The organism is Edwardsiella piscicida (assembly GCF_021733145.1).
Classification (GTDB): Bacteria; Pseudomonadota; Gammaproteobacteria; order Enterobacterales; family Enterobacteriaceae; genus Edwardsiella; species Edwardsiella piscicida.
In genome coordinates this window covers 1,195,729-1,211,494 of record NZ_CP090968.1, presented here as the reverse complement: position 1 = coordinate 1,211,494, position 15,766 = coordinate 1,195,729, and the positions used below count along the sequence as shown (strand labels likewise).

The window sequence follows — 15,766 nt, the reverse complement described above, 5'->3', positions numbered from 1 at the left end:
GGGCAATGACCGCCCCTCTTCAGGGAGCTCGTTATGGAACATCCAACATCAACTACCGCCCCTTTCCGCGTCATGATCGTCGACGATCACCCGCTGATGCGCCGCGGAGTTCGTCAGCTGTTGGAACTGGACAGCGTCTTCAGCGTGGTCGCCGAAGCCAGCAACGGCAGCGAGGCCATTGCCCTGGCCGAACGCAGCCAGCCGGATCTGATCCTGCTGGATCTCAATATGAAGGGATTATCGGGGCTGGATACGCTGAAGGCCCTGCGCAATGAGGGCATCGACGCCCGCATTATCATTCTGACCGTCTCCGACGCCCGCAGCGACGTGTATGCGCTGGTCGACGCCGGCGCCGACGGCTATCTGCTGAAGGACAGCGAACCCGAGGCGCTGCTGGCCCAGATCCGCCAGGCGGCGGAGGGGCGCTCGGTGTTCAGCGAGTCGGTGCTCGCCTACCTGAGCACCCGCAGCGAAATCGCCGATCCGCTGGCCGACCTGACCGAACGCGAGCTGGATGTCCTGCAGGAGGTGGCTCGCGGCATGTCCAACAAGCAGATCGCCGCGCAGCTGCACATCTCGGAGGAGACCGTCAAGGTGCACATCCGCAACCTGCTGCGCAAGCTCAACGTCCGCTCCCGCGTGGCCGCCACGGTGCTGTACCTGGAGTACAAAAACAGCTGATCGCGGGAGATAGGGCCGTCAGTGGGAAATCTCGGCCCGCCGCCTGGGTGACGATGACCCCCGCTGAGTATGCTCCCGCGCCCCTTAGGGGCGCGCAGTTTCACGCGGCCCAGACTGATCCAGGCATGCCACCAGCCCGTCGACATGCTGCGCTATCCACCCGGCATCAAGGGGCCCCCAGTCCGTCAGGGTGTAGTAGCCATCGTTATGACGCACGCCCTGCTCAACGAAACGCAGGGTGACCCCCAGCCCCGGCAGCGCCTTGAGCACATCCTGCAGCGTACGCCGCGGCCAACCGGTCAGCTGCATCAGGCGCGGGACATTGGGTTTCTCTTCGTGGGTCAGCAGCCAGCACAGGTACAGCCGGCGGGCAAATACCGGATTGATCTCCATCTCTTCTCCTTCAAACGCCCGATGCGGGACACCCCTCGCACGGCGCGACAACGTTGGTGATCCCCGCGCAGACGTAGCACGCGCCGAGGCGAACTTCAGTATTGCACAACTTTTCACCCCGCCCCGGGCAAATATGCGCCGGACGGCGCGGCGGCGCGCGTTTTTTGCGCAACCGAAAGACAGCCATGCTCCAACGCACGATTTTTTACGTTTTTTCCATTTTTTCTCCACTTTTTTTTCCGCGGCGCAGGATACAGTGCAGCATCATTCTATGCGGTTCAGGCGCGTCACGGCCTGCCGCCGCGCGTCACCTCGCATCAGATTAACTAGGGTTGCTGCATGGCTAAATTTTTCATCGATCGCCCCATTTTTGCCTGGGTCATCGCCATCATTTTTAGCCTGGCGGGGCTGCTGGCCATCCACCAGCTCCCCATTGAGCAATACCCGAATCTGGCGCCGCCGACGGTGCGCATCAGCGCCTCCTACCCCGGCGCATCGGCCCAGACCCTGGAAAACACCGTGACTCAGGTCATCGAACAGAACATGACCGGCCTGGATGGGCTGATGTACATGTCCTCCCAGAGCAGCAGCAGCGGCAGCGCCTCCATTACGCTGACCTTTCAGTCCGGCACCGATCCCAATGAGGCGATGCAGCAGGTCCAAAATCAGCTCAGCGCCGCCACCCGTAAACTGCCGCAGGAGGTTCAGCTGCAGGGGATACGCGTCAGCAAATCCGGCGACAGCAGCCTGATGACGGTCGCCTTTGTCTCCACCGACGGCAGCATGGATCGTCAGGATATCGCCGACTATGTGGCCAGTAATCTGCAGGACCCGCTCAGCCGAATCGACGGCGTCGGCAGCGTCGATGCGTTTGGCTCCCAGTACGCCATGCGTATCTGGCTCGATCCCACCAAGCTCAACCAGTTCCGCCTGACGACCCAAGACGTCGTCAGCGCGATCAAAAGTCAGAATAGCCAGATCGCCGTCGGCCAGATCGGCGCCACCCCGGCGGTTCCCGGCCAGGCGCTCAACGCGACCCTGATGGCACAGTCCCAGCTCCAGACGCCAGCGCAGTTCCGCGCAATAACGCTGCGGGTGAACAGCGACGGCTCTCTGGTGACGCTGGGCGACGTGGCCCAGGTCGAGCTGGGCGCTGAAAAGTATGACTATCTGTCGCGCTTCAACGGCAAACCGGCCTCCGGAATGAGCATTAAGCTGGCCTCCGGCGCCAATGAGCTGGCCACCGATGCGCGGGTCAAGGCCAAGCTGGCGCAGCTGGAGCCCTATTTTCCCCACGGCCTGAAGGTGGAGTACGCCTACGAAACCACCCCCTTTGTTCAGGCGGCGATCCAGGATGTGGTCAAAACCCTGTTTGAGGCCATCGCCCTGGTGTTTCTGGTGATGTACCTGTTCCTGCAGAACCTGCGCGCGACCCTGATCCCGACCATCGCCGTGCCGGTGGTGCTGCTGGGAACCTTTGCCGTGCTGTTTGCCATGGGATACAGCATCAACACCCTGACCATGTTCGCCATGGTGCTGGCCATCGGACTGTTGGTCGACGATGCCATCGTGGTGGTGGAAAACGTCGAACGTCTGATGAGCGAAGAGGGACTCTCGCCGCGGGAGGCGACGCGCAAATCGATGGATCAGATCCAGGGGGCGCTGGTGGGGATCGCTCTGGTGCTGTCGGCGGTCTTCGTGCCGATGGCCTTCTTCGGCGGCACCACCGGCGCGATTTATCGCCAGTTCTCCATCACCATCGTCTCCGCCATGATCTTCTCGGTGCTGGTGGCGCTGATCCTGACCCCCGCCCTGTGCGCCACCCTGCTGCGACCGGTCAACAAGACGCAGCTGCACGCCAAAAAAGGCTTCTTTGGCTGGTTTAACCGCACCTTTGAGCGCAGCGCCCTGCGCTATGAGAACGGCGTGGGCCGGGTGGTACGCAACGGCGGACGCAGCATGCTGCTCTATCTGTTGAGCCTCGGCGGACTGGGCACGCTGTACCTGCATCTGCCCACCTCCTTTCTACCGCTGGAGGATCGCGGGGTCTTCATGACCCAAATCCAGCTGCCGGTCGGCGCTACGCAGCAGGAGACCCTGAAGGTGGTGGAAAAGGTAGAACGCTACCTGCTGGTCGACGAGGGCAAAGACGTACAGTCGGTCTTCTCCATCGTCGGCGCCGGGCCGGGCGGCAACGGCCAGAACGTCGCGCGCATGTTCGTGCGTCTCAAGCCCTGGGATCAGCGCACCGGCGACGACGACAGCGCCGCCGCCATCATTGAGCGCGCCAGCCGGGCCTTCGCCAACATTCGCGAAGCGCGGGTCTTTGCCAGCAGCCCGCCGGCCATCTCCGGGCTCGGCAGCTCCGCCGGCTTCGATCTGGAGCTGGAGGATCACGCCGGTCTCGGTCACGATGCGCTGATGCAGGCCCGCGATCGGCTGCTGGCCGCCGCGGCCAAGCAGCCGGAGCTGACCCGGGTGCGCCATAACGGGATGGACGACAGCCCGCAGCTGCAGGTCGACATCGATCAGCGCAAGGCGCAGGCGCTCGGCGTTAGCATCGACGATATTAACGACACGCTGAAAACCGCCTGGGGCTCAACCTACGTCAATGACTTTCTCAACCGGGGACGGGTGAAGAAGGTCTATGTGCAGGGCGAGGCCGCCTACCGCATGCTGCCGTCAGACATTAACAAATGGTATGTTCGGAATAGCCAAGGCGATATGGTGCCTTTCTCCGCCTTTGCCAACACCCGCTGGAACTACGGCTCTCCGCGTCTGGAACGCTATAACGGCGAGGCGGCGGTCGAAATCGTCGGCGAGGCGGCGCAGGGGATCAGCACCGGCCGCGCCATGGCGATCATGGAACAGCTGGTCAGCGAACTGCCCAGCGGATTTGGCCTAGAGTGGACCGGCATGTCCTATCAGGAGCGCCTCTCCGGCGCCCAGGCACCGGCGCTGTACGCCCTCTCCCTGCTGGTGGTATTCCTGTGTCTGGCGGCGCTGTATGAAAGCTGGTCGATCCCCTTCTCGGTCATGCTGGTGGTGCCGCTCGGCGTGCTGGGCGCCGTCTGCGCCACCTGGCTGCGCGGGCTGGAAAACGATGTCTATTTCCAGGTGGGGCTGCTGACCATCATCGGCCTGTCGGCGAAAAACGCCATTCTGATCGTCGAGTTCGCCAACGAACTCAATCGCAGCGGCAAAGATCTGCTGGAGGCGACGCTGGAGGCATGTCGCCTGCGCCTGCGCCCGATCCTGATGACCTCGCTGGCCTTCATCTTCGGCGTACTGCCGCTGACGCTCAGCCACGGCGCGGGCTCCGGCAGCCAGCACGCGGTCGGTACCGGGGTGCTGGGCGGCATGATCGCCGCCACCCTGCTGTCGATCTACTTTGTTCCGCTGTTCTTTATTCTGGTGCGCCGCCGCTTTCCCGGTAAGGACGATCGACATCGATAAACACCGCTGACGCCGGTGCCTTCGGGCCCGGCGCAGCGCGCCGCGGTATCCTACGCCATTACCCCAGCAACCGTGCAGCGCCAACATGAATATACGCCGCGCGTTTGAAAGGCGGATGACGATACCGCGCGTTGCCATTCGCGATACTCTTTCGCGAAAACATCATGCCCCGCCAGCCGAGAGGCCCCCACGCGGGGGCTCCGTCATACCGAGAGTTGATTGCATTGACCCGCCGTAAGATGCGCCTCGACATACAGACGCAGCTGATTGCCAACGGCGATGATATTACCGTCGAAATGATTTCAGCGTTATCCCGACGGCATCAATATGAACAGCAGAATTAACAACCGAGGGCCGCTTTTGCGCGCGCGCCGCCGCCAAGCGGATTATTGAACGCGGCGCAGAGCGTGAGCGGATTATTGAACGCGGCGCAGAGCGTGAGCGGATAATATGTTCAAGAAATAACGAAAATAAAAAAATAAGCGGGTATCAATAATAGAAAAAAGAGGACAGCTATCCACACTCGCTTGCCATAATGCATGACGCCGTCGCGAAATTTACGGCGCCGTTCAGCGAGTCAGCGCGTGAGAGGTCAAAAAAGAGATACCACCGGCGCATTCTCCCTCATTGAGGATTGGCGTAAGCCAGGCGATCCGCCCCACGGCGGACGATAGGTGCAGAGCCCCGCGGCGGCGGTCAACGAGACGCTATCGCCTCGGCACAGACGCACGCAGTCTCACGCGCCAGTTATCCCTGCGACGAAAGAAAATAGACGAGAAAAGCCTGATACCAAACAGCATAACTATATAGTTTTTATTATATAGCATACGCAATATTGCGTATCCGTCGCCTCGCGCGCGCCCCTATCGGAGAGAGGACGATCTCTACTGCTGCGTTTGCTCCCGCTGGCTCAAAATAAATTCAATAAATGACTTCCAGGTATCCAATTCTTTATCAATCATCGTAATATCATTCTATGTTGTCGAATTTATGTCCGCCTGCATGATAACCCGTCCCCCCCTTCCCGTGAAGATTTCTGTGGATAAAATTTCCACGGCCTCTCCCCGCCCACCGTCGGCGATCCCCCGTTTAACCCGCGAGATCCCCGGAGACGCCGCCGTTCAGCGGTGGCTAAGCCAGCCGATGGCGCACTCGTCAGTATCCCGCGGCCCCGGCGTCGAGCGTCGATAAAACGATCCGATGTCAGAGATGGCGCGCTGAGCCCCTGCGCTCTCCGCACGGTCGCCGGAATAAGGGCAGAAAGCGCGTTGGCGCCAGCGGTTCGAATATTTCCATATGGTCAGATCGCCTGTATGCTACAGCGGACTAAGCGCAACAGGGGGAAAGGTAAGTCCATGAAAAATACGGCAGAGACTAAGGTCATCCTTTATGGCATCAAAAACTGCGATACGGTTAAGAAGGCCCGCAGGTGGCTGGATGAACGGCAGATCCCCTATCGCTTTCACGACTACCGCAGCGATGGCCTCGATGAGACGCGGCTAAACGGCTTTATCGCGCAGCTCGGCGTCAGCGCGCTGCTGAATACCCGCGGCACCACCTGGCGCGGCCTGGATGAGGCCACCCGCGCCGACGCCGCTCAGCCAGAGGCAGCGGCGCGGCTGATGCTCGCCTCTCCGGCGCTGATCAAGCGCCCGCTGCTGCAGCGGGGAGAGCACCTGCTGCTCGGCTTCACCCCAGAGCGCTATGCGCAGTTTTTCGCCGAGGAGGCACAATGAGCGTCTGTCCGGTCCTCACGCTGGCGCAGCAGCTGATCCGCTGCCCGTCAATCAGCCCCAACGACGCCGGATGCCAGGATATCCTGCTGGCCCGCCTGCGCGCGCTGGACTTTCATATTGAAGAGATGCCGCACGGCGATACCCGCAATCTGTGGGCCTGGCGCGGCGGCGATGGCCCGGTGCTGGCCTTTGCCGGCCATACCGACGTCGTACCGCCCGGCGATGAACGCCAGTGGCGCCACCCCCCGTTTACCCCGACGCTGCAGGACGGCATGCTGTACGGCCGCGGCGCGGCGGATATGAAGGGATCGCTGGCCGCCATGGTGGTCGCCGCCGAACGCTTTGTCTCCGCCAGGCCAGATCACCGCGGTCGACTGGCCTTTTTAATCACCTCCGATGAGGAGGCCAGCGCGGTCAACGGCACCGTCCGCGTCGTCGAGACCCTGATGGCGCGCGGCGAGCGCCTTGACTACTGCCTGGTGGGTGAGCCCTCCAGCGAGCAGCGTCTGGGCGACGTGGTCAAAAACGGCCGCCGCGGCTCCATCACCGCCGATCTGACTGTGCACGGCACCCAGGGGCACGTCGCCTACCCCCATCTGGCCGACAATCCGGTGCACCGCGCCGCGCCGATGCTGGCGGAGCTGGTGGCGATCGCGTGGGATAACGGCAACGACTTCTTCCCGCCGACCAGCCTGCAGATTGCCAATATCGCCGCCGGTACCGGCAGCAATAATGTGATCCCCGGCGATATGTATGTACAGTTCAACCTGCGTTTCAGCACCGAATCGAGCGTTGAGTCGATCCAGCAACGCGTAACGGCGCTGCTGGATCGACACGGCCTGCGCTACACCCTCAACTGGTCCCTCTCCGGCCTGCCGTTCCTGACGCCGGGCGGCGAGCTGGTCGACGCGGTGGTCAACGCCGTCGCCTGCTACGGGGGCCAGACCCCGCGTCTGCTGACCACCGGCGGCACATCCGACGGGCGTTTCATTGCCCGCATGGGTGCCCAGGTGGTCGAGCTGGGGCCGCTTAACGCCACCATACATAAAGTCAACGAATGCGTCAGCGCGGCCGACCTACAGAGCCTCAGCCGCATGTACCAACGGATTATGGAGCAACTCATCGCATGATCACCCCGGCGATGCTGACCGGTCAGAGCACCGATCACCTGGTGTCCATCGGCGGCAACCACCGCCTGCAGCCGCGGGCCGCCGACGCGTTTCGCGCCATGCAGCGGCGCGCGCTCGCCGATGGGCTAAACCTGCAGCCCGCCAGCAGCTTTCGCGACTTTGCGCGCCAGCAGGCCATCTGGAATGACAAGTTCAACGGAGCGCGCCCGCTGCTGGACGCCGACAGCCAGCCGCTGCAGGTGACCGACCTGACGCCGGGCGAGCGCTGTCAGGCTATCCTGCGCTGGTCCGCCCTGCCCGGCGCCAGCCGACACCACTGGGGCTGCGATCTCGACGTCTACGATCCGGATCTGCTGCCAGCGGATACCCGGCTCCAGCTGGAGCCATGGGAGTATCAGCCCACGGGCTGCCAATATCCCCTTACCCGCTGGCTGGATACCCACATGGCGGCGTTCGGTTTTTACCGCCCGTTTGACGGCGAGCAGGGGGGCGTCGGCGCCGAACCTTGGCACCTGAGCTACCGTCCGCTGGCGCAGCAGGCTGAGTCCCTGCTGACGCCTGCGGTGCTGCAAGCGGCCTGGCAGGACCGCGACATCGCCGGACGCGACTGGCTAGAGTCCCATCTGGAGGCGATTTTTTCCCGTTATATCCGTACCCAGGAGAGTAAGGTATGAGCTGGCTGGCTGACTATTGGTGGGTGATCCTGCTGATCCTGATCGGCATGATCTGGAACGGGATCAAGGCGCTGATGCGCGTCAATCCCAAGCACTATCTGGACGATCGCCCGCCGCTGCCGCCGCACCGCGACAACAATGCGCAGTGGGACGACGATGACTGGCCCCGACAGGACAAGGACAAAAACAAAGACAGGGCGCCGCACAAATAGCGCCCCTGCGCCCTCAGCGGTAGGCGACGATCTCGCCACGTTTGCCGCTGAGCGCCTCATCCCAGTAGCGCTGCGGAATATAGGCGCGCATCCGCTCCAGCGCCGCCTCCATCAGGGCCGCGTTGATCGCATGTCCCACCGGCTCAATATCCAGCGTGACATCGGTGCCGGTGCTGCGCAGCTGGCGCTCGGCCGCCTGGGCGTGGACCAAGGCGACCCGAGGATCCTCGCTGCCGTGCAGCAGATGCACCACCGTATCGCCCAGCTTATGCTGCGGTAGGGTGGCAAAGCGCCCGCTGAATGCGATCACCCGGCCCGCCAAATCCGGCTCGCTGCGCACCGCCTCCAGCGCCATCGTCGCCCCCTGAGAGAAGCCTACCAGCGCCGTCGCGGCATAGCCGACGCCGCTGACCTGCTGCCAGTAGCGCACCAGCGCGATCAGCCGCGGCAACGCGGCGGCAATACGCGCCGGACGATTCTCGTCATCCTCACCCTCTTGCGCATACCACTGCAGCCCTGCGCCATCCGGCGACGGCTCAGGTGAACCTACGCTGACCACCAGCGCCTGGGGGAACGCCTGGGCGAAATACTCCCCGATCTGCCCCATGGCGACCGGGTTATCGCCTACGGCGTGAAACAGCAGAATCAGCTGCTGTGCCGTCCCCTCCGGCTGTTGCACAACGTGATGATGATGTTCCATACGCGACTCCTACTCACTCATGCAGACTCACTTTATTCCTACTATACGCCTGCCGCGACAGGAGAAAAGCCGTGCGGGCCGCGCAGGCCGCGGGTGGGTGTGCCGACGACGTTACGCCGCCGTCGCCAGCGCGGCGGCCAGCGCCTGGCGCAGCGCAACGATCAGGGCTCGCCGCCCGCTGACGCCCGCCTGCGGCGGTAGCCGTGCCAGATCGCCCTGCGCCTGCCGCAGCTGCACCAGCAGCGGCGGCAGCGTAGAGGCCGGCCGACCGGCCAAGAAACGCAGCAGCGCCGGACAGGCGCTATCGTAGGGACGGGCGTGATGGGCAAAGCCGTCCAGCTCACGGAGATCGGCCTCATCGAGTTTGTCCGCCGCCAGCGGCGTCAGCGGGAGCACGAGCCCGGTCTGCGCCATCAGCCAGCGGGCATCGCGCGCCAGACGCCGCGCCAAGCGCCGGGTCAGCGCCGCTCCCGCCGCCGTCAGCGGACAGAGCGCCATCGCCGTATAGCAACCGCTGCTGGCCTCTCGCTGGGTCCCCATGCGTACCAGGGTAAATCCACAGCGTTGCCAGAACGCCCAGAGCGCATCGGTATAGCCAAAGCTGACCGAAACAAAGTCCACCGCGCCCGCCGCACGCGCCTGCGTCAGCGCCGCGGCTATCAGCGCCGACGCGACGCCGCGACGGCGCAGCGTCGGCATCACGGCGATACGGCTAACGCGCCAGGATCGCAGCTGCGGAGCGCAGGGCTCGCCGCCGTGCGCCGCCAGCGACTGGGCGACTAAGCTACCGCGCGGCCGACGCTCACCGGCCCACACCGCCTGCGCCAGCGCGGCGGACAGTCCCCCCTCGTCCACCAGCCACAGCGCCCCTTGCACCCGCGCCTCGCCCAGCGCCGTGCACAGGCGCTGACCGGGCGCATCCATCAGACGCCGCAGATCGAGCGGCGATGTCCGGTAGTGGGCGCTGGTCAGCAGCGCATAAAAGTCCGCCATCAGCGCCGGATCCGTCTGCCACTGCCGCTGCGCCAGCCAGCGCAGCGCACTGACCGGCGCCGCCGCCCCACAGGTATCGCTGAACAGCAGCGCGGCGTTCAGCCACGCCTCCAGCGGATCGTCGCTGGCCCAGCGCAGCGGCCGATCGAGGCTATGGATACGGCAATCGGGCAACGCCGCGCAGAACTTGAGCAGAAATCCGCGGCCGGTCCCCTCATAGCCCTGTACCGTGGTGGTCATCAGCACATGGGGAAACGCCGCGATCAGGCGCTGCAGCAGCGGCGTAGGGATCGCCGCCGCCTCATCGATCAGCAGCCAGCCGGGCAGCCTCTCCCCGGCCTCAATCCGCTGCAGCAGCAAATCGGGCGCCACGAACGGCAAGTCGCCCGTCGTCGTCTGCACCCGTTCGGCGGCGACCCGCGCCGGCGCCGTCAGCAGACAGTCGCCGCGCAGGTCGGCGGCCAGCATACCGCTCAGGGTTGACTTGCCGCGCCCGCGGGGCCCCAGCACCACGTTGACGGCGGCCGGCGTACGCAGCGCGCGCAGTATCGCCCGCTGCTGCTCCGTCGGCGTGCCATCCGGCACCCGCCACGCCGCGCGCCTCAGCGGCGCCGGCGCCGGGCACGCCGCACCCTGGTGCCACAGCGTGACGCCGTCGGCTGCGGACAGCGTACGCTGCAGGTGGTGAACAAAATTCGCCGTGGCGATGGGCTGCTCGCGCTCGCTCCAGCGCAGGCTGTCATCATCGGGGCGCTGTGCCCAGGCAGACCACGGCGGCGTCAGCAGGATCAGCCAACTGCCGGCGCGCAGCGTGCCGGCCAGCGCCGCCAGCGCCTCCGCGTGACAGCCCGGATGCCAGTCCAGCACGCAGTGCCCCAGCTCACGTCCCAGCACCGTACGGATCTGCGTCAGCGGCAGCGCCTGGCATCCCGTCGGCGCCGGACTGCCGCACCAGGTCACGTCAGCCAGCGGGGCGATAGCAAGGGCGGCGCGCCGTCGGCACCAGTCGGCCTCACCGCTGATCACCAGCAGGCGGCGCACGCCGGCGCGGGACATGGCAGGAAGAGAGGCGGAAAGCGGCATAGCGACACCACGGCAGCAAAAGGGAATCCCAGAGTATACCAGCATCGCCGTCGTCCGCGCTGTCGCGCACCATGATTAACAAAAGATCACAAAATGATCTATTATCGTGATCATTATCGCTAAAAAAGATTATTAAACACCATAAAATCACAATAAATAACTAATCATCACAAATTTACCCGCGGCCTCTCGACCCCGGCGCAGTATGGCCCGTGCCATGTCCGGTTTTCCTCTGCTCAAAGGAGAAAAACGCATGCGCTCCACTTTTCGTTTATTATTCCTACTGTTAGCGCTGATCTCCAGCGCGCTGGCGCAGCCCCTCGCGCCGCGCCATGCCGACTGGATCGCCCGAGACTTTTCCTTTCACGACGGCGCACGCATGGATCTGACGCTGCACTACCGCACCCTGGGCGAGCCCGGTGGGATGCCGGTACTGCTGCTGCACGGCACCGGCGGCAGCGGCGACAGCTTTATCACCCCGGAGTTCGCCGACGTGATGTTTGGCCCCGGTCAGCCCCTCGATATTCAGCGCTATTTCATCATCATGCCGGACGCCATCGGCCACGGCCGCTCCAGTAAGCCCTCCGATGGACTGCGCGCCCGCTTCCCGCGCTACACCTATCAGGACATGGTCACCGCACAGTTTCGCCTGGTGACAGAGGGACTCGGCCTCCCCCACCTGCGCCTGGTCATGGGAAACTCCATGGGCGGAATGCACGCCTGGCTCTGGGCCGAACGCTATCCCGACGCCATGGACGCGGTCATTCCACTGGCCGCCCAGCCGACGGAGATGGCCTCTCGCAACTGGATACTGCGCCGCCTGATCACCGACAGCATTCGCCGAGACCCCGCGTGGCAAAACGGCGACTACCGTCAGCAGCCGCCCAGCGCACACTTTGCCAGCGTCTTCTACGCCATCGCCACCAGCGGGGGAACGCTAGCCTGGCAGCGGCAGGCGCCGACCTGGGACAGCGCTCAGCGGCTGCTGGAGCAGCGCCTGTCCGCCCCTTTCAGCGTCGACGCCAACGATCTGCTGTACCAGTGGGACGCCTCGCGCGGTTACCGCGCCGATGCGCATCTGGAGCAGGTGCACGCCGCGGTGCTGGCGATTAACGCCGCCGACGATGAGCGAAACCCGCCCGAGACCGGCGTCATGCAGCGCGCCATCGCACGCCTGCCGCACGGCACCCTCTACCTGATCCCGGCGGGCCCAGAGACCCGCGGCCACGCCACGACCGGGCTGGCGCGTCTTTATGCGCCGCAGGTCGCGCGTTTTCTGCTGAGCGCGCCGTCAAGGAGGCACCATGCCGCCGCATAGCACGCTGTACTTAGCCGAGTTTATTGGCACCGCCCTGCTGGTCACCCTGGGACTCAGCGTGGTCGCCGCCATCTCGCTGCGCAGCTCGGCATTCTATGGCGCCGGCGGCGGCGTCGCGGCGCTGGGCTGGGGCGCGGCCATGACCTCTGCCGCTATCATTGTCGCCCCCATCTCCGGCGCCCACTGCAACCCGGCGTTTACCCTGGGGTTCTTTCTGGCGGGGCGCTTTCCCGCCGAGCAGATCCCCGGATACATCCTGGCCCAGGCCGGCGGCGCCTTCTGCGGCGCGCTGCTGGTTTGGGTGCTCTACCGGGAGCACCTCGATAGCGAAGAGAACCCGCGCAGCAAGCTCGGCGTCTTCGCCACCGCGCCAGCCATCCGCGACGGGCTAAAAAACACGCTGGCCGAAGCGACCGCCACCTTTATCCTGATGCTGACCGTACTGAGCTTTCCCCATTCGCTTCCCGCCAATGGCGTCGCCTTTCTCTATCTGTTTATCGCCCTCTCCGGCGGGGTGATGGCCTTTGCCGGGCTGACGGGCTACGCCATCAACCCCGCGCGCGATCTGATGCCGCGCCTCATCCACGCCCTGCTGCCGATCCGCGGCAAGGGCAGCTCCGACTGGCGCTATGCCTGGGTGCCGATCGTCGGCCCGCTGTTAGGCGCCGCGCTGGCGGCTCTGTGCTACCGCGCCCTGTTCAGCGGCGTCGGCAGCTAATCCTCACCCGACAGGAGTCACGCTTATGCGCTTTGTCTTCTTATCTCATAAACTGGATCCGGCGGACGTCGCCTGGCCGGAAGAGCCCGTGCTCTCCCTCACCGTCACGTCGTGCATCGGTCAGCAGGATAGCCCCTTTAACGCGGTGATAAGTCACCTGCCGAATCACTTTGGCACCCACTGCGATGGCCCCCGCCATTTTTGCCCCGACGGTCCCGCGCTGCACCAGCTGCCCATCGACTACTTTGCCTATCGGCAGGATGAGATCCTGTTGATCGCCGTGCCAAAGGGACCGCGCGCGATCGTGACCCGCGAGGATATCGCCCCTTACGCCCCACAGCTGCAGGATAAAAAGCTATTGCTGATCCGTACCGGATTCGAGGCCTATCGCCAGCGCGATCCCGAGATATACAGCAAAGAGGGCCCCTGTCTGCACCCCGATCTCTGCCGCTATCTGGTTGAGCACTTTCCACGCCTGCTGTGCATTGGCATGGATTTTCTCTCTATCGGCTCCCCCTGCAACGATCTGGGCGTAGAGGCGCACCGCTGGCTGCTGGGGTACTATGGCGAGAAGTTTATTATCGCTATCGAAGATATGACGCTCGCGCCGCTGCAGGATCAGCTGCCGCAGCTGTTGACCCTGGGACCGAGCCGGATCGTGGGCGCCGACAGCGGGCAGGTGAGCGTCATGGCCGGGCTGGCGCCATAATGACGACGGGGGCTAGCGCCCCCGTCGTCTTTCCATGCGTCGCGTCGCCGCTCAGTCGAGCGGCACGCCCAGACGGTGGGCCACTTCTTCATAGGCCTCAATCAGCCCGCCCAGGTTCTGGCGGAAGCGATCCTTATCCATCTTCGCCAGCGTCGCCTTATCCCACAGGCGGCTGCCGTCCGGCGAAAACTCATCGCCCAGAACGACTTGGCCCTTATACAGGCCGAACTCCAGCTTAAAGTCCACCAGGATCAGCCCGGCGTCGTCGAACAGCTGGCTGAGCACCTCGTTGGCGCGGTAGCTCAGCGCCTTCATCTGCGCCAGATGCTCGTCGCTGACCCAGCCAAAGGTACGGCAGTAGGATTCATTGACCATCGGATCGTGCATGGCGTCGTTCTTCAGGAACAGATCGAACAGCGGCGGATTCAGCGGCATGCCCTCTTCAATGCCCAGACGCTTCACCAGCGAACCGGCGGCGCGGTTACGGATCACGCACTCCACCGGCACCATCTCCAGCTTCTTCACCAGCGCATCGGTATCGGACAGCAGGCGCTCCATCTGCGTCGGGATCCCGGCCGCCTCCAGCTTGCTCATGATGAAGTGATTAAACTTGTTGTTCACCATACCCTTGCGATCAAACTGCTCAATGCGCTGGCCATCCAGAGCTGACGTATCGTTGCGGAACGACAGAATCAGCAGATCCGGATCCTCCGTGGCATAAACCGTTTTAGCCTTGCCGCGGTACAACTCAGCGAGCTTTTGCATTTGCGTACTCCATAGGTTAAGAACAGAACAAACCGAAGCGTTCGGGCGCGATGGCGCCGCAGGATGGGGCCATTATACGCCAGCCAAACGATTGCGTGGAGAAAAAAATACAAAAAAAGGGGGCGTTAGCCCCCTTCACGATGTTCGAGCGGGTTACGGACGCGCAAACGCCGCCTGGAATACCTTGACCAGCGCGTCGTTACGCGCCTGGGTCAGCGGCTGTCCCTTGCTGTCCAGGAACTGCAGGCTGGTGCGGTTGTCCAGATCGCCGACCTGGATCTTATAGTCGCCGTTGGCCAGATCCGGCGCGCTAACCCCCAGGCTTTCCCAGGTGCTGCTGCTCGGCTCCTTGTAGCTGACGGAGAGAGTCCCCTGCGGACGGCTGCGATCGCTGATGGTCATGCCGACGCGCGGCAGCACGGACGGCAGGCGCTCCCAGACCTGAGCATAAGGCGCACGTACGATCAGCAGCGGCAGACCGGTATCGTCGGCCCCGCTCTGTACGTCGATCTGCCCCAGGCTCCGGTTAGCGCGCGCGTTCGCCTGATCGCTCTGGATTTTATCCAGATTGCTGGCGACGTCGTTCAGCACATTCACCGCATAGCGCTGGATCTCACTGCTCGAGGTCACCGGTGATCCGCTCTGCTCTAACGCCAGGGACTTGACGACGATCGCCGTCTGGTATCCCTGCGGCTGAACCGAGATCTGATAGCGGCCGCGGTACTGCTGATCTTCATCGGCGCGATTGAACGCGATCCACTCCGTCGTCAGCGACTGGCTGGCATCCTGGCGGCTGGCGATCGGGAAGTTATCCTCCTGCACCGAGCGTACGACCTGCTGCCACAGCCCGCTCATCCCGGCCGAGTTCTCCACCAGCATGATCGCGGCGCCGTTGGTGTACTGGGTGCGCGAGCCGTTCAGCAGCGCCAGCGCCTGCGCCGGAGGACGGATATCCAGCGCCTTGCCGACGGCGCCCTTATCGTTACTCCTCTGGATATCGTAGGTGCTGTTCTGCAGCGGCAGGATCATCCCCGCTGGCGCCTTCAACTCCTGCAGCGCCGGCGTTTCCAGGTAGGCCTCGTCCCCGCTGACCTGGCGCTTATAGCGCTGATCGCTGGAGCAGGCAGAGAGCATCATCGCCAGCGACACGCCAACCAGGGTCGCAATCGTCGACTTTTGTACTGAGTAAGCCATTCAA

General features: G+C 63.9%; 14 protein-coding genes. 9 read left to right on the top strand and 5 right to left on the bottom strand.

What is annotated here, in order from left to right; genetic code table 11:
- Positions 1 to 33: 33 nt before the first annotated feature.
- The gene (gene narP, locus L1P05_RS05420; RefSeq protein ID WP_012847975.1) at positions 34 to 681 is read left to right on the top strand and encodes a nitrate/nitrite response regulator protein NarP; all 648 of its coding nucleotides are present in this window, start codon (positions 34 to 36) and stop codon (positions 679 to 681) included.
- Between the two features lie 84 nt (positions 682 to 765).
- Here the strand turns inward: narP and L1P05_RS05415 are convergent, their stop codons facing one another.
- Positions 766 to 1,074, bottom strand: a complete 309-nt coding sequence (locus L1P05_RS05415) for a winged helix-turn-helix domain-containing protein (RefSeq protein ID WP_012847974.1) — start codon at positions 1,072 to 1,074, stop codon at positions 766 to 768.
- Between the two features lie 339 nt (positions 1,075 to 1,413).
- Between L1P05_RS05415 and acrD the strand changes: the two genes are divergently transcribed.
- The 5 genes from acrD (at position 1,414) to L1P05_RS05390 (ending at position 8,282) form a co-directional block, all read left to right on the top strand.
- Positions 1,414 to 4,530, top strand: a complete 3,117-nt coding sequence (gene acrD / locus L1P05_RS05410; protein WP_012847973.1) for a multidrug efflux RND transporter permease AcrD — start codon at positions 1,414 to 1,416, stop codon at positions 4,528 to 4,530.
- Positions 4,531 to 5,885: 1,355 nt separating this feature from the next.
- On the top strand, positions 5,886 to 6,266 hold the full coding sequence (locus L1P05_RS05405; protein WP_012847971.1) for an ArsC family reductase: 381 nt from the start codon (positions 5,886 to 5,888) through the stop codon (positions 6,264 to 6,266).
- On the top strand, positions 6,263 to 7,396 hold the full coding sequence (dapE, locus tag L1P05_RS05400) for a succinyl-diaminopimelate desuccinylase (protein ID WP_012847970.1): 1,134 nt from the start codon (positions 6,263 to 6,265) through the stop codon (positions 7,394 to 7,396). Before L1P05_RS05405 ends, dapE begins: the two co-directional genes overlap by 4 nt.
- A complete protein-coding gene (locus tag L1P05_RS05395; protein ID WP_012847969.1) occupies positions 7,393 to 8,070 on the top strand; it encodes a M15 family metallopeptidase in 678 nt (225 codons plus the stop codon). Before dapE ends, L1P05_RS05395 begins: the two co-directional genes overlap by 4 nt.
- Positions 8,067 to 8,282: a YpfN family protein gene (locus L1P05_RS05390; protein ID WP_012847968.1), complete on the top strand. Its 216-nt coding sequence runs from the start codon at positions 8,067 to 8,069 to the stop codon at positions 8,280 to 8,282. The genes L1P05_RS05395 and L1P05_RS05390 overlap by 4 nt, the downstream gene beginning before the upstream one ends.
- A 13-nt stretch (positions 8,283 to 8,295) precedes the next feature.
- On the opposite strand, the gene ypfH is transcribed toward L1P05_RS05390, so the two are convergent.
- Both ypfH and L1P05_RS05380 read right to left on the bottom strand, forming a co-directional pair.
- On the bottom strand, positions 8,296 to 8,982 hold the full coding sequence (gene ypfH / locus L1P05_RS05385) for an esterase (protein WP_012847967.1): 687 nt from the start codon (positions 8,980 to 8,982) through the stop codon (positions 8,296 to 8,298).
- 111 nt (positions 8,983 to 9,093) lie between these two features.
- Positions 9,094 to 11,058 carry a tRNA(Met) cytidine acetyltransferase TmcA gene (locus L1P05_RS05380; RefSeq protein ID WP_012847966.1) on the bottom strand — a complete coding sequence of 655 codons (1,965 nt, stop codon included), beginning with the start codon at positions 11,056 to 11,058 and terminating at the stop codon, positions 9,094 to 9,096.
- A gap of 253 nt (positions 11,059 to 11,311) precedes the next feature.
- Between L1P05_RS05380 and L1P05_RS05375 the strand changes: the two genes are divergently transcribed.
- From L1P05_RS05375 to L1P05_RS05365, 3 genes are read left to right on the top strand one after another with little or no spacing between them, the layout of a single operon-like run.
- On the top strand, positions 11,312 to 12,376 hold the full coding sequence (locus L1P05_RS05375) for an alpha/beta fold hydrolase (protein ID WP_012847965.1): 1,065 nt from the start codon (positions 11,312 to 11,314) through the stop codon (positions 12,374 to 12,376).
- A complete protein-coding gene (locus L1P05_RS05370) occupies positions 12,363 to 13,094 on the top strand; it encodes an MIP/aquaporin family protein (protein WP_012847964.1) in 732 nt (243 codons plus the stop codon). The genes L1P05_RS05375 and L1P05_RS05370 overlap by 14 nt, the downstream gene beginning before the upstream one ends.
- Before the next feature lie 25 nt (positions 13,095 to 13,119).
- Complete coding sequence (locus L1P05_RS05365) at positions 13,120 to 13,803, top strand: cyclase family protein (RefSeq protein WP_012847963.1); 684 nt, start codon at positions 13,120 to 13,122, stop codon at positions 13,801 to 13,803.
- A 51-nt stretch (positions 13,804 to 13,854) separates the two neighbouring features.
- Here L1P05_RS05365 and purC read toward each other — a convergent pair whose 3' ends face one another.
- Together purC and bamC are read right to left on the bottom strand one after the other, a co-directional pair.
- Entirely contained in the window at positions 13,855 to 14,568 is a 714-nt protein-coding gene (gene purC / locus L1P05_RS05360) for a phosphoribosylaminoimidazolesuccinocarboxamide synthase (protein WP_012847962.1), read from the bottom strand.
- Positions 14,569 to 14,721: 153 nt separating this feature from the next.
- Entirely contained in the window at positions 14,722 to 15,762 is a 1,041-nt protein-coding gene (gene bamC, locus L1P05_RS05355) for an outer membrane protein assembly factor BamC (RefSeq protein ID WP_012847961.1), read from the bottom strand.
- Positions 15,763 to 15,766 lie beyond the last annotated feature (4 nt).